Origin of the sequence: Mesorhizobium huakuii (assembly GCF_030160235.1) — a bacterium.
GTDB classification, from domain to species: Bacteria; Pseudomonadota; Alphaproteobacteria; order Rhizobiales; family Rhizobiaceae; genus Mesorhizobium; species Mesorhizobium huakuii.
This window is the reverse complement of record NZ_BSNY01000009.1, coordinates 86165-103603: the sequence shown is the minus strand read 5'-3', so window position 1 is coordinate 103603 and position 17439 is coordinate 86165. Positions and strand designations below refer to the sequence as shown.

The 17439-nt window shown below is 64.1% G+C and carries 19 protein-coding genes; 2 read left to right on the top strand and 17 right to left on the bottom strand.

What is annotated here, in order from left to right; all coding sequences use genetic code 11:
• Window positions 1-2: 2 nt before the first annotated feature.
• The 17 genes from fliF to QQK95_RS02785 form a co-directional block, all read right to left on the bottom strand.
• On the bottom strand, window positions 3-1652 hold the full coding sequence (fliF, locus tag QQK95_RS02865) for a flagellar basal-body MS-ring/collar protein FliF (RefSeq protein ID WP_284268699.1): 1650 nt from the start codon (window positions 1650-1652) through the stop codon (window positions 3-5).
• A 131-nt stretch (window positions 1653-1783) separates the two neighbouring features.
• On the bottom strand, window positions 1784-2854 hold the full coding sequence (locus QQK95_RS02860; protein ID WP_284268697.1) for a flagellin N-terminal helical domain-containing protein: 1071 nt from the start codon (window positions 2852-2854) through the stop codon (window positions 1784-1786).
• Between the two features lie 280 nt (window positions 2855-3134).
• Window positions 3135-4121: a flagellin N-terminal helical domain-containing protein gene (locus tag QQK95_RS02855; RefSeq protein WP_284268694.1), complete on the bottom strand. Its 987-nt coding sequence runs from the start codon at window positions 4119-4121 to the stop codon at window positions 3135-3137.
• A gap of 233 nt (window positions 4122-4354) precedes the next feature.
• Entirely contained in the window at window positions 4355-5086 is a 732-nt protein-coding gene (fliP, locus tag QQK95_RS02850; protein WP_019860957.1) for a flagellar type III secretion system pore protein FliP, read from the bottom strand.
• The gene (locus QQK95_RS02845) at window positions 5083-5577 is read right to left on the bottom strand and encodes a flagellar basal body-associated FliL family protein (protein WP_284268690.1); all 495 of its coding nucleotides are present in this window, start codon (window positions 5575-5577) and stop codon (window positions 5083-5085) included. Before QQK95_RS02845 ends, fliP begins: the two co-directional genes overlap by 4 nt.
• A 20-nt stretch (window positions 5578-5597) precedes the next feature.
• Window positions 5598-6305, bottom strand: coding sequence for a flagellar basal body L-ring protein FlgH (gene flgH, locus QQK95_RS02840; RefSeq protein WP_284268688.1), 708 nt, complete (start codon window positions 6303-6305; stop codon window positions 5598-5600).
• A complete protein-coding gene (locus QQK95_RS02835) occupies window positions 6302-6889 on the bottom strand; it encodes a MotE family protein (RefSeq protein WP_284268686.1) in 588 nt (195 codons plus the stop codon). Before QQK95_RS02835 ends, flgH begins: the two co-directional genes overlap by 4 nt.
• Before the next feature lie 3 nt (window positions 6890-6892).
• Entirely contained in the window at window positions 6893-8134 is a 1242-nt protein-coding gene (locus tag QQK95_RS02830) for a flagellar basal body P-ring protein FlgI (protein ID WP_407660560.1), read from the bottom strand.
• Window positions 8131-8667 (bottom strand): flagellar basal body P-ring formation chaperone FlgA, encoded by a 537-nt coding sequence (flgA, locus tag QQK95_RS02825; RefSeq protein ID WP_284268684.1) that lies wholly within the window; start codon window positions 8665-8667, stop codon window positions 8131-8133. Before flgA ends, QQK95_RS02830 begins: the two co-directional genes overlap by 4 nt.
• 6 nt (window positions 8668-8673) lie before the next feature.
• Window positions 8674-9462, bottom strand: coding sequence for a flagellar basal-body rod protein FlgG (gene flgG, locus QQK95_RS02820; RefSeq protein WP_284268682.1), 789 nt, complete (start codon window positions 9460-9462; stop codon window positions 8674-8676).
• Between the two features lie 11 nt (window positions 9463-9473).
• Window positions 9474-9797 (bottom strand): flagellar hook-basal body complex protein FliE, encoded by a 324-nt coding sequence (locus QQK95_RS02815; RefSeq protein ID WP_284268680.1) that lies wholly within the window; start codon window positions 9795-9797, stop codon window positions 9474-9476.
• Window positions 9794-10210 (bottom strand): flagellar basal body rod protein FlgC, encoded by a 417-nt coding sequence (gene flgC / locus QQK95_RS02810; RefSeq protein ID WP_027045477.1) that lies wholly within the window; start codon window positions 10208-10210, stop codon window positions 9794-9796. Before flgC ends, QQK95_RS02815 begins: the two co-directional genes overlap by 4 nt.
• 2 nt (window positions 10211-10212) lie before the next feature.
• Window positions 10213-10593, bottom strand: a complete 381-nt coding sequence (flgB, locus tag QQK95_RS02805; protein WP_019860948.1) for a flagellar basal body rod protein FlgB — start codon at window positions 10591-10593, stop codon at window positions 10213-10215.
• A gap of 65 nt (window positions 10594-10658) precedes the next feature.
• Window positions 10659-11492 (bottom strand): hypothetical protein, encoded by an 834-nt coding sequence (locus QQK95_RS02800; protein WP_284268670.1) that lies wholly within the window; start codon window positions 11490-11492, stop codon window positions 10659-10661.
• Window positions 11473-12873 (bottom strand): flagellar protein export ATPase FliI, encoded by a 1401-nt coding sequence (gene fliI, locus QQK95_RS02795; RefSeq protein ID WP_284268668.1) that lies wholly within the window; start codon window positions 12871-12873, stop codon window positions 11473-11475. The genes QQK95_RS02800 and fliI overlap by 20 nt, the downstream gene beginning before the upstream one ends.
• A gap of 1 nt (window position 12874) precedes the next feature.
• A complete protein-coding gene (gene flgF, locus QQK95_RS02790) occupies window positions 12875-13600 on the bottom strand; it encodes a flagellar basal-body rod protein FlgF (protein WP_284268666.1) in 726 nt (241 codons plus the stop codon).
• 2 nt (window positions 13601-13602) lie between these two features.
• Entirely contained in the window at window positions 13603-15420 is a 1818-nt protein-coding gene (locus QQK95_RS02785; protein ID WP_284268664.1) for a DUF1217 domain-containing protein, read from the bottom strand.
• Window positions 15421-15575: 155 nt separating this feature from the next.
• Here QQK95_RS02785 and motA point away from each other — a divergent pair, with 155 nt between their 5' ends.
• Window positions 15576-16451, top strand: coding sequence for a flagellar motor stator protein MotA (motA, locus tag QQK95_RS02780; protein WP_284268662.1), 876 nt, complete (start codon window positions 15576-15578; stop codon window positions 16449-16451).
• 32 nt (window positions 16452-16483) lie between these two features.
• On the top strand, window positions 16484-17425 hold the full coding sequence (locus QQK95_RS02775) for a FliM/FliN family flagellar motor switch protein (RefSeq protein ID WP_322419373.1): 942 nt from the start codon (window positions 16484-16486) through the stop codon (window positions 17423-17425).
• Window positions 17426-17439: the final 14 nt, after the last annotated feature.

Here is a 17439-nt window from a genome sequence, read left to right as displayed (position 1 = left end):
GTTTACGCCGCGACTTCCTGGGCCGCCCATTTGCGCAGGATCTGCGCTGTGCGCTCCTCGTTGAGGTCGACCATGCGGGCAAGGCGCTCCTGTGGCGCTGGCCTGATCTTCTGGCGAAGATCATCGAGCGGATTGGTGCCCGGCCGCGAGCCGGGCAAGGTGCCGACGGCGGCGCCCGCATCGGCGGAAGCAGCAGCCTCAGGGGTCGGCAGCGACCGCTGGACTTCATCGAAGTTCGGGCCCGACAAAGCGGGCGTCGCTCTTGCCGTCAGCGCGGCCGCCATCGGCCGCAGGCCGAAGAAGGCCACCAGGAACACCACGACGATGAAGGCGCCGGCGTTGATCAGCGTGCCGGCGTGCTGGCCGATGGAATCCAGCATTCCAGCCTGCGGGATCGCTTCGCCGTCCAGCCCGTCGATGAACTCGACCGCCGAGACGTCGATGACGTCGCCGCGCTTGTCGTCGAGGCCGGTGGCCGACGTGACCATCTTCTGGATCTCGGCGACGCGCTTGGCGATCTGCTCCGGTGTTGCGTCCTTGCCCAGGATCGCCTTCAGCCGGTCCTGGTTGACGACGACGGCGATCGACATCTTGGTGACGGTGTAGCCGTTGGAGACGGTGGCGATCTTCTTGGAGTTGATCTCGTAATTGGTGATCTCTTCCTTGCGGTCGTTCGCCGAGGTGGTTTGCGGACCCTCGGTGCTGGTCGCCTGGGTCTCCGGCAGGTTCTGTTCGACGCTGGCCGGGGTCGAGGCCTGCTTCTGGTTGCTGTTCTCATTGGCGCGCACCGACTGCACCGAGCGCTCGACGCGTGAATTCGGATCGAAGATCGTCTCTTCGGTCTGGCGGGTGTCCGTATTGACCTCGGCCTTGACGCTGGCGCGGAAATTGTCGGGCCCGAGATAGGGGGTGAGCGCGCGGCGGATGTTGTCGCCGATCTGCGCCTCCACGGTCTGCTCGACGCCGAGCGTGCGGGCAGCACTGGTGTTGGAGGGATCATCGCCGGCGGCCAGCAGGTTGCCGTTGGAATCAAGCACCGTCACCTTGTCGGCCGACAGGCCGGGCACGGCGGCGGCGACGAGATGGCGGATCGACTGGGCGCTTTTCTCGGCGTCGATGCCGGCATAGCGGATGACCACCGATGCCGAGGGCTGCTGTTCGTCGCGGCGGAAATTGGCGCGCTCGGACATGACGATGTGGACGCGTGCCGCCTTGATGCCCGATATGGACTGGATGGTGCGGGCGATCTCGCCTTCGAGCGCACGCACGCGGGTGATCTGCTGCATGAACGAGGTCAGGCCCATCGCGCCGACATTGTCGAATAGCTCGTAGCCGGCATTGGCGCTGGTCGGCAGGCCCTTTTCGGCAAGCAGCATGCGCGCCTGCGCCGTGGTGCCGGCCGGCACCAGAACCGAGGTTCCGTCGGCGCCGACGTCGAAGCCGATGCCGGCCTCGCCCAGCACCAGGCCGATCTGGTTCACGTCGGAGCGGTCGAGCCCGACATAGAGCGTGTCGTAGGCCGGGCGGTTGAGATAGACCGAGGCGATTCCGATGACGCCCATCACCAGAACGGCGATGCCCGCCAGCATGGCGAGGCGCTTCACGCCAAAACCGCGGAGATTCGAGATGATGCTCTGGATCTGTTCCGGCACGATAGAGCGACTCCCAGCATGATTGTCCGCCGGAACACTAGCCCTCGAAGCTTGTGCGAAAATGAAATCGGGCCGCGCTTGCGGCGCGGCCCGTGAATTGGAGGAAGCAGTGTCTGCCAGCTACGGCCGGATCAGCCGTTCTTGAACAGCGACAGTATCGACTGCGAGGAGCTGTTGGCGATCGACAGCGACTGGATGCCGAGCTGCTGCTGGACCTGCAGTGCCTGCAGGCGGGTCGATTCCTTGTTCATGTCGGCATCGACGAGCTGGCCGACGCCGCGGTCGATGGAGTCCATCAGGCTCTGGGTGAAGGTCTTCTGAAGGTCGATGGAGCTCTTGGCGGCGCCGAGGATGGTGGCCTGGTCGGTCAGCTGGCTCATGACCTTGTCGATCTTGCCGATCATCTGGGTGATGATGTCGTCGGTCACGCCCGCTGCCGTGATGTCGAGATTGAAGGCCGAAACGTTGTCGATCCTGGGGACCACCGCACCCGCAGCCGTCTGGCCAGCGGTGTTGGCGGCGATGTCCGTGCCACCGCCAGCGATCGCAGCCGCATAGGCGGTGTCGTAAAGGTTCTGGGCGGCCGCTGTCGCATATACGGAGGTCGTGCGGTCGAGCGTGCCCTGGTTCTTGACGGCGGTGGAAAGTCCGTTGTCGAACAGTTTCGTGCTCTCGACATTGATGTCGATCGTTCCGAGCGAGATGGCGCCGGAGGAGGAGCGATTGAAGGACGCGACGATCTTGGCGTTGGCCTGGACGCCGTCATTGGGGGCAGCGACCTGCGTTGACGTCACCGAAAGGTAGTTCGAGCCCGAGAAGGTGGCGGCATCGGCAAAGGACTTCATCTGCGCCTGAAGCGTGGTGATTTCCGTCTGCGTCTTTGCCTTCGCGGCAGCCGTCTGGCCGATGGTGGAAAGCAGCTTGGTCTTGAGCTGGCCGATCGACGTCAGAACATTGTTCATGCCGGTATAGGCGGTGTCGACCTTCGAGGCGCCGAGGCCGAGCGCATCCTGCACCGTCGAGAGCGCCTGGTTGTCCGAGCGCATCGTCGTGGCGATCGACCAGTAGGCGGCGTTGTCGGAGGCCTCGGAGACCCTGTAGCCCGTCGAGATTCGCGACTGTGTATGCTCAAGCGATTTGTTGGTGGCGTTGAGGCTTTGAAGTGCAGTCAACGCCGCAGCGTTCGTCATGATGCTCGCCAAGAAACTCGCTCCTTTTTCCCAGGCCGGTCTTTCTCAAAAGCCGGCATTGGCCTCGCGAGCCGCTGGCCCGCCCATCGATTGCCGTCGCCCCGACCGGGCCGATTCGCCAATCCGTTGTAAGCTATGGTTAACCATGACTAGCGCGTTATGGTTAACGGCCTGTTAAAGGCTCGCTTTCGAGGGTTAAGGAACGAGGGTTGCGCGGGGCTGGAGCAAACGCAAAACGGGCCGCGCTTTTTGGCGCGGCCCGTCTGTCTGGTTTGGTCTGCTGCTAGAGCGATCAGCCGCGGAAGAGCGACAGGATCGACTGCGACGAGCCGTTGGCGATCGACAGCGCCTGGACGCCCAGCTGCTGCTGGACCTGCAGGGCCTGGAGGCGGGTCGATTCCTTGTTCATATCGGCATCGACGAGCTGGCCAACGCCGCGGTCGATGGAGTCCATCAAGCTCTGCGTGAAGGTCTTCTGCAGGTCGATGGAGCTCTTGGCGGCGCCGAGCTTGGTGGCTGCGGTCGTCATGTCCTTGAGCGCGGCGTCGACGACGGTCATCATCTGCGAGATCTGAGCGTCGCTGGCGGCCGTGGTACCCGAGAAGATTTTCAGCGAGGCGACCGAATAGGTATCGCCGGCAACGGGAGCGGCACCAAGGGTCGGGTTCTGTGCCGTGGTGGTTGCAGCGCCAGTGGTGCCGAGGCGGGCCGTATCCAGAAGGCCCTTGGCGGTCGGCGCGGCGCCGGAGTCATAGAGCTTGATGCTCTCCACGTTGACATCGATCGTCGAAAGCGAAACCGCGCCGGTGGAACTGCGGTTGAAGGCCGAGACGATCTGGACGTCGGCGGCCGTGCCCGTGGCGGTGGACACCGACAGCATGTTGGTGCCGGAGAAGGTGGCGGAGTCAGCGTAACCCTTCAGCTGCTGCTGAAGAGCGGCGATTTCGACCTGGGTCTTTTCCTTGGCGGCATCGGTCTGACCGTAGGACGCGGTCAGCTTCTGCTGGATCGTGTTGATGGTGGTGATCGCGCTGTTCATGCCGGTGTAGGCGGTGTCGACCTTCGAGGCGCCGAGGCCGAGCGAGTCCGAAACGGTGGACATGGCCTGGTTGTCGGAGCGCATCGTGGTGGCGATCGACCAGTAGGCGGCGTTGTCCGAAGCCTGGGAGACGCGGTAGCCCGTCGAGATGCGGGACTGGGTGGTGGAGAGGCTGTTCTGGGTGGCGTTGAGGCTCTGCAGGGCCGTCAATGCGGCGCTGTTCGTCATGATACTGGCCATGGCTACTCGTACCTTGTTTTTACAGGTGTTTTTTTGACATACCGGCTTTTCCGGTATGACGGAGCGGCATCATGCCAATGATCGTCGAGAGATCACCCGCCATCTGCGAGCGACTATGGCGGCGAGTTCCTACCAAAGGACTAAATCGGACGGTTAATCGAAAATAATTCGAGAAAAAATCGACGACGTCCGGCGCACTGCCGGCCCTATCGGGCAGGCGTGGGATGGCGGGGTCAGGTGAAGGAGCGCACCAGGCTGCCGACGAGCAGGTTCCAGCCATCGATCAGGACAAAGAACAGGATCTTGAACGGCAGCGAGACAACGGTGGGCGGCAGCATCATCATGCCCATCGCCATGGTGATGGTGGCGACGATCAGATCGATGACCAGGAATGGCAGCACGATCAGGAAGCCGATCTCGAAACCGCGGCGGATCTCGGAGATCATGAAGGCGGGCACCAGGATGCGCAGGTCGACCGTCTCCTTGGCGACGACCTGGCCGCGCTCGCGGGCGAGGTCGGCGAAAAGGTCGAAATCCTTGTCGCGCACATTGTGCAGCATGAAAGTGCGGAACGGATCCGAGATCTTCTCGAAGGCCTCGGTCTGGCTGATCTGGTTGTCCATCAACGGCTTGACGCCGGTGTTCCAGGCCTGATCGAAGGTCGGCGCCATGACATAGAAGGTCATGAACAGCGACAGCGAAATGAGGATGAGGTTCGCCGGTGTCGACTGCAGGCCGATGCCGGCGCGCAGGATCGAGAAGGCGATGACGAAACGGGTGAAGCTCGTCACCATGATCAGCAGCCCGGGCGCCACCGACAGCACGGTCAGCAGGCCGAACATCTGGATGATGTAGCCGACGGTGGTGCCGTCGGCCTTGCCGATGCCCCCCAGGTCCAGCTGCTGCGCCGCCGCGACGGAGGTGGCGGCGCCGATCAGCGCCGCGGCGAGAAGGAACTTCTTCATTCGAGCAGCAATGTCCTGATGAGAACCTGTTTGGCGTGCCCCTGGCTGCGGATCGAGGCGCGTTCCTCGATATCGGCTTTCAGGTGCTGGTAACCGCTGGCGCCCTCGATCTGATGCATCTTCAGCGTACGCACGAAGGCCAGAAGGTCCTGATGGATGTCCTCCGTCATCGCCGGCGGCTGTGGCGCGTCGTAGACCACGGATACTTCCATCCTGATCCAGGTGTCGGCGGGTGAGGCGATGTTGGTGGTGATCGGCGCCAGCGCGACAAGCGTCGGCCCCGCGCCAGGCTGTTGCGCGGCAGCGGGTTCGGCGACCTTGCCCTCATTTTCAGGTGCAGCCGGCACCGATGACGGTGCCCCGGCGCCCTTGAGATAGCCGCCGGACATCCAGCCCATGCCGATGGCGGCGGCCGTCACCACCAGCAGCATGGCGCCCTGAACCACAAGGGATGGACCCTTGCGAGGCTGGAGTTGTTCGACATTGGCCACGGCGCTTTGTTCTCCAATCCCTAGAACGGAAGAACCTGGTCGAGAACCTGCTGGCCGTAGGCCGGCTGCTGGATCTCGGTGATGCGGCCGCGCCCGCCATAAGAAATGCGCGCCTCGGCGATGCGTTCGTAGGGGATCGTGTTCTCGGCGCCGATATCGGCGGGCCGCACAATGCCGGCGATGGTCAGCACCCTCAACTCGGCGTTGACGCGCACTTCCTGCGATCCGGTGATCATCAGATTGCCGTTCGGCAAGACGTCGGTGACGATCGCCGCGACATTGAGCTCAAGCGTTTCCGATCGCTTGATCTCACCGTCGGCCGTGGTGTCCGTGGCGGAGTTGAGCGCGCCCGCACCCTTGCCGGCGGTGCTCCATTTGTCCCACTGCGCGCTGAGGTCGAAGCCGAGCTTGCGGTTGGCGGTGCGGCTCCTGTCGTTCTGGTTCTTGAAATTGGCGCGGTCGTTGATCTTGATCCTGACGGTCAGGATGTCGCCCTGCGAGAGCGCCCGGGGATCGGTGAAGAGGCGGCTCTGGCGATCGTCCCACAGCGAGAACTTCTTCACAGGCGCCCGAGGCGGCTCGGGGTATTTGTACAGCGAAGACGTGTTGCCGCCGTCAATGCCTGAGCCGACCGGCGACAGCGACGGCTCCTTGCCGACTTCCCTGAGGTTGGTGCCGCAGCCGGACAGCGCAGCGACCGCGCACAGGATGAGCATTCTGCGGATCATGACGGATCTACCCTTCGGGCTGCGCTGGCCATGATGCCGGTGAGCGTTGCCGCCGCCTTCTGGTCCATTTCGTTGAGAATGACGCTGGCCTTGCGCGAATCGAGCTTCATCAGGATGGCCGCAGCCAGGTCGGCGTTGACGATCGCCAGGCGTTCGGCCGCCGCATCGGGCTTCATGCCGGCATAGATCTTGACGACGCCGTCCTCGGCCCGTGCCAGGAACACTTCGCGCCGCTTCAGCCAGGTCTCGTATTCGGCTTTTTTCGCGTCCAGCGCTTTCATGCGCTCGTCGATGCCGGCCTGCAGCTGCTTCAGTTCCTCGGCCTGCAAGGCATAGCGGCGGTCGCGGGCGGCGTCGGCGATGTTGGAGCAGAAGCGCTCGATCTCGCTCTGATCCGGCGCCTTTTCCCGCGCCAATTGCTGGGGCGCCACCGGCGGCTGTGCTCCGGGCAGAACCTGGCGAACGGCATCTTCACCATGTGCGCCGCCACTGGCAACGGCCATGGCCGCGAGAGCCGCGGCCGCCAACAGGATTGCGCGGGAGGGACATCTTTCGGGGGATGGGAGGGAGGTGATCATCGGCATCGCCTATTGGAGAACCAGATCGGCTTGCAGGGCGCCGGCCGACTTGATGCCTTGCAGGATGGCAATGATGCCGTCCGGCTTGACGCCGAGGCGGTTGAGGCCTGAAACGAGGGTTTGCAGGTCGGGTCCGTCGAGCACCGCGACGCGGGCATCGGGCCGGCTGGCGTCGATGGCGGTGAACGGCTCGACGGCGGTTTCGCCCTTGGAGAAGGGTTCGGGCTGCACGACGCGGGGCGCTTCGGTGATGCGCACCGTCAGCGTGCCGTGGCTGATGGCGACACGCGAGATCTTGACGTCGTTGCCGATGACGATGGTGCCGGTGCGCTCGTCGATGACGACGCGGGCCGGCGTATCGGATTCGACCACCAGGTTTTCGATTTCCGCATAGAAGCGCGCGGCCGAAACGCCCTTTGGCCTCCTGATCTGCACGGTGCGGGAATCGCGCTCGCCCGCCACGCGCATGCCGAAGCGCTGGCTGGTATAGTCGTTGATCGCGTCGGCGATGCGGATGGCGGTCGAAAAATCGGGATTGCGCAATTGCAGCGTCAGCGTCGACTGGTCGTCGAATTCGGCCTTCACCGAACGCTCGACGATGGCGCCGTTCGGCACCCGGCCGGCGGTCGGCACGCCTTGTGTCAATTGCTCGGCCTGGCCCTTGGCGGTGAAGCCGGAAACGATGACCGCGCCCTGGCCGACGGCGTAGATCTCGCCATCCGCCGCCTTCAGCGGCGTCATGATCAGCGTGCCGCCGGCAAGCGAGGTGGCGTCACCCATCGAGGAGACGTCGATGTCGATGCGGGCGCCCGACTGCACATAGGGTGGCATGTTGGCGGTGACGATGACGGCGGCGACGTTCTTGGCGCGCGCGCTGCCGCCTTCGGTGGCGATGCCGAGATTTTCCAGCATGGCGCGGATCGACTGCTCGGTGAACGGCGAATTGCGCAGGCTATCGCCCGAGCCGGCGAGGCCGATGACCAGGCCGTAGCCGACCAGCTGATTGTCGCGCGAACTCTGCAGCTGAGCGATATCCTTGATGCGCGAGGCGACCTGGCCGGGCGGCAGCGAGCTTGGTCCGGGCGAAACGCGGAACATGCGGGTCGTGGTGGCCGGATCATATTCCGGATCATTGTCGACGCCGCCATTCTTCGCGGCGAGCTCGCGCTTGGCCTTGGGTGTCAAGCCGTCGGCCAGGGCCGGCTGCAGGCCGAGCGTGGCCGCGAGCAGAAGGGCAAGCAGGCGCATCATGAAGCGCTGACCTGGATGGTTCCGTCGGCCATCACCGTGCCGGAGAGGATCTTGCCGCTGTCGCTGTTGCGAACCTTGATGAGGTCGCCGGCCGAACCTGGCTGCAAGGTCACCGCGGTGGCTGTTATCGTCAATCCGCCGGCGATGAAGAACACCTGCACGGCGGCACCCTGTTCGACCAGCCAGGCTTCGCGGATGGCGGCGGTCGGGATGTAGCGTCCGGGCAGCAGCGTGCGCTTGGCGATCTTGCCCTGGAGTTCTTCGGCGCGGGTCGCCATCGCATCGGGCTTGTGTTTGCCAGCGATGAGGGTCACCTGTTTCAGGGCGGCGAACTCGATGGTCTCGCCGGGATAGATGACGCGGTTGGGGATCAGCACGACCTCGCCGGCAGGCTGATTGCTGGCGATCTGCGTCGCCGATTGATTTGTCGATTGATTTGTCGATTCCTGGGCGAAAGCCGGCATGCCGCCGGCCACCAGCGCAAGGATTAGCGCGGTGCGGCGGAATGCGGAGCAGGAGATCGGCATGGCCATCATCCCTTACCTGATGTTCTTGGAGACGACCGAGGCCATGTCGTCGGCGGCCTGGATCACCTTGGAATTCATCTCATAGGCGCGCTGCGCCGAGATCAGCTCGGTGATTTCCTTGACCGGGTCGACATTGGAGGCCTCGAGATAGCCCTGCTGGATGGTGGCGAAGCCGGGATCGCCCGGTACGCCGGCATTGGCCGGGCCAGAGGCCGTCGTTTCCTGGAACAGATTGTCGCCGAGTGGTGCCAGCCCGGCCTCGTTGGCGAAGTTGACGATCTGGAGCTGGCCGAGAGTCTGCAGGTTGGTCTGGCCGCCGATGCGGGCAAAGACCTGACCGGTCTTGTTGACGATCACCTCGACAGCATCGGTCGGCACGGTGATGGCCGGAATGACGTTGGCGCCGTCCACCGTCACCAGCTGGCCGGTGGCGTTGGTGTTGAAGGCGCCGGCCCGGGTGTAGAGCGTGCCACCATCGGCGCCCTCGATCTGGAACCAGCCCCTGCCGGTCAGCGCCATGTCGAAACTGTTGCCGGTGCTGGTCAGTTCGCCCTGGGTGTGCACGTTGCGCACGGCCGTCGTCTTGACGCCGAGACCGATCGAAACGCCTTCCGGCACCAGCGAGGCGTTGGAGCGGTTGGGTACGCCTTGCGTGCGGTCGACCTGGTAGAGCAGGTCGGAGAATTCGGCACGCGCCCGCTTGTAGCCGGTGGTGTTGATGTTGGCGATGTTGTTGGCGATGACTTCCAGATTTGTCTGCTGGGCATTCATCCCGGTGGCGGCGATGGCAAGTGCTTTCATGCCCTAACTCCTCAAATGCCCATTCGACTGACTTCGAGATAGGCCGAAACAACCTTGTCGCGGATGGCGACGGCGGTCTGAAGCGCCTGCTGGGCGCTCATCACGGCATCGACGACCTGGCGGGTGTCGGCATCGCCCTTGAGTGCCTGGAGCGACACCTGTTCGGCATTCTGCAGCGTGTTGACGGTCTTGGAGGCTGCCTGGCTCACCGCTTCGGCGAAGGAGGTGCCGAGGTTGCCCGATGTCGCCGGCCCGACACCGCCCTGAAGCAGGTCGGTCGCCGTATCGCCCAGCCCGGGCTTCAGGTTAAGCGCGCCGATGCCGTTCACGATCATTGGTTCCTCATCAGGTCGATGGTCATTGAAATGAGGTCGCGCGCCTGCTTCACGACTTGCAGGTTGGCCTCGTAGGAGCGATTGGCCTCGGTCATGTCGGCCATTTCGATCAGCACGTTGACGTTGGGCATCTTGACGTAGCCCTTCTCGTCGGCGGCCTCGTTGCCGGGCTGGAATTCGATGGGGAAGTCACTCGGATCGCGGTCGATCGAGTTCACTTCAACCGTCGAGCTGCCCGAGGCGCGGTCGAGCTCGGAGACGAAGCTTATGGTCTTGCGGCGATAGGGGTCGGCGCCGGGGGTGGTGCCGGTCGATTGGGCATTGGCGAGGTTTTCCGAAACCACGCGCAGGCGCTCGGACTGGGCGCCGAGGCCCGATGCTGCGACTTTCAGGGCTGCGGTGAGCGCGTCCATGGTCAGCTCTTCACCGCCATCATCATCATCGAGTGGAAAGCCTTGACGATCGCCGTGTTGAGCTCGAAGGAGCGGCGCACCTCGCCGGCCTTGAGAAGCTGATCCTCAAGCACGACGGTGTTCTTGGACGGCATGACCACGCCGTCATCTTCCTGCGGCTTGATGGTGAAGCCGGCATTGGTCGCCGCGCTGCCGAGATGGCCGGCCTCGGTGGTCTGCAGTGACACAGCCGTGCGGTCGAGCACCTTCTCGAAGGGTTCGACATCGTTTGCCGTGTAGCCGGGCGTGTTGGCGTTGGCGATGTTGCCGGCGATCGCCGACTGGCGCACGGAAAGCCACTGCGCTTGCTTGGCGGCGAGATCGAAAAGGGAAACGGGCTCCATGGGAATCTCCGGGCATGTGCCCAAAGACTAGGCCGCCAGTCTTGCGCGGACCTTGCGGGCAGCGGCTACCTGGAAAGCTGGATCACCTGGTTGGCGCTGGTCAGCATGACCCATTTGCCGTTGCGCTGCTCGATCGACGAGACCGTGCTGGAGTCCGGCAGCAGCGAACCGCGCTGAACGATCCACAGGCCGGTATCGTCCTCGATCATGGCGCGGCCGTTGGCGACATGGACCATGCGGAATTTCGCGACATCGGCCGGGAAGGGCTGGTCGCCGGGCGGCTGCGCCGGGGTGGCGTCATCCTGCACCGTTCCGGTGGCGAGCAGGTCGATGCTGGTGTTGGGAAGGTCCTTGGCCGTCAGCGGCGCGCTGCGCGAGGTCACCACGCCGCCGCCCGCGCGTCCCGAATTGGTGCCGGTGCCGCCAAACTTGATCGCCTGAACGCCGAACTGCTCCTGGTTGAAGAAGATATACCAGGGGAACAGCGCGCAGATCAGGCCGAGTGTGACGCCGAGCGCGGCGATGACGAAGTCGCTGCGCCGGTCCGTCTTCTTGCTCAATTTTGGAAATTGCGCCTTTGGCGGTTGCGGCCATTCGGTGACGGGGAACAGGCCGTCGATCAGCGATTCGCGGCTGACCTCGGCCATCTCGGCAGCCTCGACGCGAGGAACCACGGGCATGGCCGGCACGGCAGCCCGGGCCACAGGTTCGGTTCGGGGTAGGGCCGGCTTGACGGCTCTGGCCAGAACAGCCGCGGTCTTGGCAGCGATGGCGCTGGCGGCCTTTGCCTTGGCCACCTTCTCCTCCTTGGCCCGAGCTTCCTCGGCGGCATTCGCCGCGGCGATCATCTCGTTCAGGATGCGCTCGGTGTACTGGCGTTCAGTCTCCTGATTCGGCATTCAGCTTTCCCTTGAGATGGCGGGCGAGATCGGAGAACGGATCGGCTGAGGGGCGGTCCCTGGGCGATTGCGTCAGCGCCTCGTAGATCAGCGGCACCTGGCGCACGGCGATATCGAGCTCGGCGTCGGCGCCGCCCTGATAGGCGCCGAGCAGGCGGATGTCGCGCGTGTCCTCGAAGCGGGAGATCATCGATTTCAGCCGCGTCACCAAGGCGCGCTGTTCGGCGCTCCAGGCCTTGCCGGCCAAGCGCGATATGGACGACAGCGGATTGACCGGCGGATAGCGGCCCTGTTCGGCGATCGCGCGGTCGAGCACGACATGGCCGTCGAGGATGCCGCGCACGGAATCGGCGACCGGATCATTGTGGTCGTCGCCGTCGACCAGCACGGAAATGATGGCGGTGATCGACCCCTTGCCTTCGGCCCCCGGTCCGGCGCGCTCGAGCAATTTGGGCAGTTCGGTGAAAACCGAGGCGGGATAGCCGCGGGCGACTGGCGGCTCGCCTGTTCCCGTCGCCACCTCGCGCAAGGCATGGGCGAAGCGGGTGATCGAGTCCAGCACCAGGAGCACGCGGTGGCCCTGGTCGCGAAAGTGCTCGGCGACGCGCATGGCGGTATCGGGCGCGCGCCGGCGCATCATGGCGCTCTCGTCGCTTGTGGCGACGACGGCCACCGTCTTGGCCATGCTGTCGCCGATCGTGTCCTCGAGGAATTCGCGGACCTCGCGGCCGCGTTCGCCGATCAGCGCCACGACGACGGTGTCGAACGCGTCCGCGCCGGCGAGCATGGCGAGCAGCGTCGATTTGCCGACGCCCGAACCAGCAAAGACGCCCATGCGCTGGCCGAAGCACAGCGGCGTGAAGATGTCGATGACCCAGACGCCGGTCATGAAGGCGGTGCCGACGCGCTGCCGCGCCATGGCGCCGGGCGTCGTGGCGTTGCCCGACAGGTCTTCACCCCTGATCAGCGGCGGACCACCATCGATTGCCCGGGTCAGCGCGTCGACGGTGCGGCCGCGCCATGAATCGTGCGGCGCCACCGCGAGCGGACCCCTGCGGAACACGGCGTCGCCGATGCCGGCATCGGCGCTGCGTTCGAAAGGCGCGACGACGACCTCGTCGCGGCTGATCTTGATGATCTCGCCGCGACGCACGCCGGACTGGCCGCGCTGCTCGACCATGTCGCCCAGCCTGGCGAAATCGGAAAGGCCGCGCACCTTGTAGTGGGTGGACGTGACTTCGGTGACGAGACCGCCACGCTTGACCAGCCCGTCGGTGTTGCTGAAACGCCGAATTGTCCGTTCCAACGCGGCGAGCCGATCCTCGGGCGCCGGCTGCAGCTGCCTTTCGGGTGCACGGATGGAGGATCGGCCTGATGACATGCTACGACTTCGAGCCGAGCGTCTTGATCGCCTCGTCGGAGGAGGACGCCGTCTGCCGCATCAGTGCCGCGGTGTTCTCGAAGGCGCGCTGGACCATGATCAGCCGGGTCATCTCCAGCACCGGATTGACGTTGGATTCCTCGACGAAACCCTGGGCGATGCCGACATCGGAACGATCGGTGACCGGCTCGGGGGTGCGCGCCGGCACGATGCCGGAATTGCCGTAGCGCACGAAATTCTCGCCCGGGTCGAAATTGTAGAGGCCGATCGAGCCGACAAGCTGATCGTTCTGACGCAGCGAGCCATCGGCGCCGGCCTTGGGCGGACCGTTGCGGGGGTCGAGCTGGATCGGCGCGCCGCCGGCGTCGAGCACCGGATGGCCTTCGATCGACATCAGCTCGCCATTCTCGTTCATCGAGAAGCGGCCGTCGCGCGTCATGACGGTGCCGGCCGGTGTGTCGATGGCGAACCAGGCGTCGCCCTGGATGGCGAAATCGAACGGATTGCCGGTCTCGGTCAGGGACCCATGGGCGCCGGAAAGATAGGTCTTGCCCGACGAGGCGAAGGACACCGATTTCTGCCCGGTGCCAGACACCATATCCTCGAATTTCACGCCGGTGGCGCGAAAGCCGATAGTGTTGGCGTTGGCGACATTGTCGGCGATCGTGTCGAGCCGGCGCTCGAGCGCCATCTGCGCGGAAAGGGCGACGTAGAGACTATCCTGCATGATCAGAACTTCAACTTCTGCATGGCCATCATCAGGTCGGTGGAAATGCCCGAGGTGACCGGCTTGGCGAAGAGCACGCTGATCGACGACACGGTGCTCGAGGTCGGGTTGTTCATCTCGTACATGCTGGTGAAGCGGGTCAGGAACTTGCCGAGCTTCACGGGGTCGGTGAAATCCGAGAGGTCCAGCTTCTGTTCGAAGAGCTGCGCCTGCTTGTCGATGTCGGCGGTGGCGAAGGAATCGGGGAGCCCCAGCGCGGTGCGCACGACGCTCGCAAGGGCCGTATCGGCCAGCACGTCGTACCAGCTGGTGATGTCGGGCGCCTTGCGCTGGAAATAGAGCGCCAGCCGCACGCCCTCATTGCTCTTGCCGGCATCCTCTTCAAGCGACTGACGCATATACTTGTCGACGGTCGGTTGCTGCGCCGGATTGATGGTGGTGGCGGCTTCGCCATATTGTTCGAAGTTGAAGGCGCCGGCGAGCGCGGCGTAGGCCTTGTTGGTCATCTTGTTGGCGACGCTGTTGGGGTCGCGAATACCACCGGTGAGCACGCTGCGGATCAGGTCCTTGCTCACCTTGGCCGGATCGAGCCCGAAGGACGAGAGCGCATAGTTGTACAGCCGGCTGTCGGCCATCAGGTCGTCGATGGATTTCACGTTGGTGACGTTGGCCAGATAATATGCGGTCTCCGACTTGATGTAGTCCGCATTCGGCTTGATCAGGCCAAGCGCCGACTCCGTGGTGTAGATCTTCGGCGTGTCCTTCTGCACCGCGTCGCGGGACGTCGTCTGGTCGCCATACTGGGCAAAGTTGAAGGCGGTGACGAAATTGGCGTACCGCTTGTCGGTCAGCTTGTTGGCGGGGCTGTTCGGGTCGCTGACGCCGCCCGAGAGCATGGTGCGGATCTGCTGGGGCGTTTCGGTCGACGCATCCAATCCGTAGGAAGCCATGGCGAAGGTTAGCAGGCGCTTGTCCGCCATGAGGTCGTCGATCGACTTCACCTTGGAGATGTTTGCCGCGTAGTAGTCGGCCTCGCCCTTGATGTACTGCGCGCTCGGCTTGACCAGCGTCAGTCCGGCTCCGGACATGTATCCGCTCGGAACCGCCTGCTGGACATCGGTGCGCGTGGTCGTCTGGTCCCCATACTGGACGAAGTTGAATGCCGAGACGAAGTTGGCATAGCTCTTGTCGGTCAGTTTGTTGGCGGGACTGTTCGGGTCGCTGACGCCACCTTCGAGCATCGCCCTGACGGTGGCGGCCGGTTCGGTCGTGGCGTCGAGCCCGAATGCCGCCATTGCGTATGTCAGCAGGCGAGAGTCGCCCATCAGATCGTCGATCGACTTCACCTTGGAAATATTGGTGACGTAGTAGGCGGTTTCGCTCTGGTAGTAGGAGAACCCCGATTGCGATGCGCCGATCTGGACTTGCAGCGCATAGTTGCTGGTCACCAGCTGCTGCGCCTTGTTGTAGACGGTCGTGTTGGCGCCATTGGCGGCGAAGTTGAAGGCGCTGACGAACTGGGCATAGCGCTTGTCGGTCAGCTTGTTGGCGAAACTGCTAGGATTGGTGACGCCTTCCTTGAGCGCCTTGACCATGAAGGCCTTGGCGTAGGCCATGTCCTCCAGCCCGTAGGCCTTCATGGCATATTTGAACAGCCGGTCATTGTTGACGAAATCGTCGATCGATTTCACCTTGGTTATGTTGGCAAGGTAATATTTGGTATCGCGATCGACCGTCGGCTGCTGCTCGATGCGGTCGATCGACTTGTTGATGTCTTTGGTAATCAACTGATAGCTGGTAAAGGTATTGAGCAACGTCATGCCTCCGGCCGAAGCCTAATGTCGCGACAATAACCTCACTTCCTTGCGCGAAACTGAATCGCCCAACATTCGGTTCCGTGGCAGCCGGATTCAAGCCTCACACAAGGCACGGGGACTATCCCTTGCGTCTGTTGTGAAATGCGGAAGGACCTGTCGTGGGCATTCTGATTGGACTTGTGGTGACGCTCGGCTGCGTCCTTGGCGGCTTCATGGCCATGGGCGGGCATCTGCACGTGCTGGTCCAGCCGTGGGAAGCCGTGGTCATCTGTGGCGCCGCACTGGGCACCTTCCTGGTCGCCAACCCGATGAAGACGGTCAAGGATACCGGCAGGGGCATTCTCGAGGCCTTCAAGCAGGCGGTGCCGAAGGAACAGGATTATCTGGAAACACTCGGCGTCCTGCACAGCCTGATGCGCGAATTGCGCTCGAAGTCGCGCAGCGAGGTCGAGGCGCATATCGACAATCCGGAAGAATCAGCCATCTTTCAGGCCTTTCCGACGGTGCTCAAGAACCACGATCTGATGAATTTCATCTGCGACTACTGCCGCATCATCATCATCGGCAATGCCCGCTCGCACGAGATCGAGGCGCTGATGGACGAGGAGATCCAGACCATCAAGTCCGACAAGATGAAGGCCTATCACGCGCTGGTCGCGGTCGGCGACGGCCTGCCGGCGCTGGGCATCGTCGCCGCCGTGCTCGGCGTGGTCAAGGCGATGGGCGCACTCGACCAGTCGCCGGAAATCCTCGGCGGCCTGATCGGCGCGGCGCTTGTCGGCACCTTCCTCGGCATCTTCCTGTCCTATGCCGTGGTCGGGCCTGTCGCCACCAAGATCAAGACGGTGCGCGAGAAGAAGAACCGCCTCTACATCATCGTCAAGCAGACGCTGCTCGCCTACATGAACGGCGCGCTGCCGCAGGTGGCGATCGAATTCGGCCGCAAGACCATCTCGTCCTATGAGCGGCCGACCATCGACGCCGTCGAGCAGAGCACGATGAACAGCGGCAGCGCCGAGAAGAAGGCCGCTTGAGCGATGCACGACAGATCGGTGCCGACACGGTCATGACCAGCCCAGGCAGCCCCGCGCAAGCGCGCTCGCTGATCATCGAGCGCCTGGTCGGCGACAGCGGCGAGGCCGATCAGGTCATCGACGCCGGCCGCGCCATGGCCGAACGCGCCGTGCCGCTGCTGCAGAAGGGCCTTTCGGGCGAGCTCGGCGTTCCCGTCATCGTCGACCTCAAGGCCGTCGAGGTCAGCCGCGTTCCCGAGGCGCGCTCGCGCGCCGGCGACAATTTCGCCATGACAATCGTCGGCTCGCCGGCATCCTCGGATGCGATGACGCTCGTCATCGATGCCGCCGCGATCGCGATCATGGTCTCGACGCTGTTTGGCGGCGATCCGGATATGCCGGCGTCACCGATCGAGCGCGACCTGTCGCCGATCGAGGCCGATGTCTCGACCATGGTGTTCCAGGAGGTGGCGCAGGCGTTCAACGGATCGGGACACCGCTCGCTCGACCTGCGGCTGCCCGTGCCGCGAGCGATGTCGGGTACCGAGGCGAAACGGCATGTGCTGCGTGACGGTGCCGCCATCCGCATCGTCCTTGGCATCTCGACGCCGGTCGACAGCGGCTCCATCACGGTGACGCTGCCACAGCGCGTCGTCCTGGTCGGCCGCGACGGCACCGCCGGCGAGGACGATCATGGCACCCGTTGGCGCGCACGCTTTTCGGAAGAGGTGATGCGCTCGACAGTGGCGCTCGAAGCCACCATGCCGCTGACGCGGCTGACGCTTGGCGCCCTCGCCAATCTCGAAGTGGGCCAGGTCATCGACTTCGACGAAACGGCGCAATCACGGGCCCGCCTCAGCGCGCGCGGCCAGACGCTGTTCGTATGCGACTTCGGCAAACTGGGGCAGAATTACACCGTCCGAATCAAGCATCCTTTCGATGCCGGGCAGGATTTCATCGATGGGCTCATGCCGGCTGGTGCCGGGCGCGCCTGAGCTTTTGGAGACGA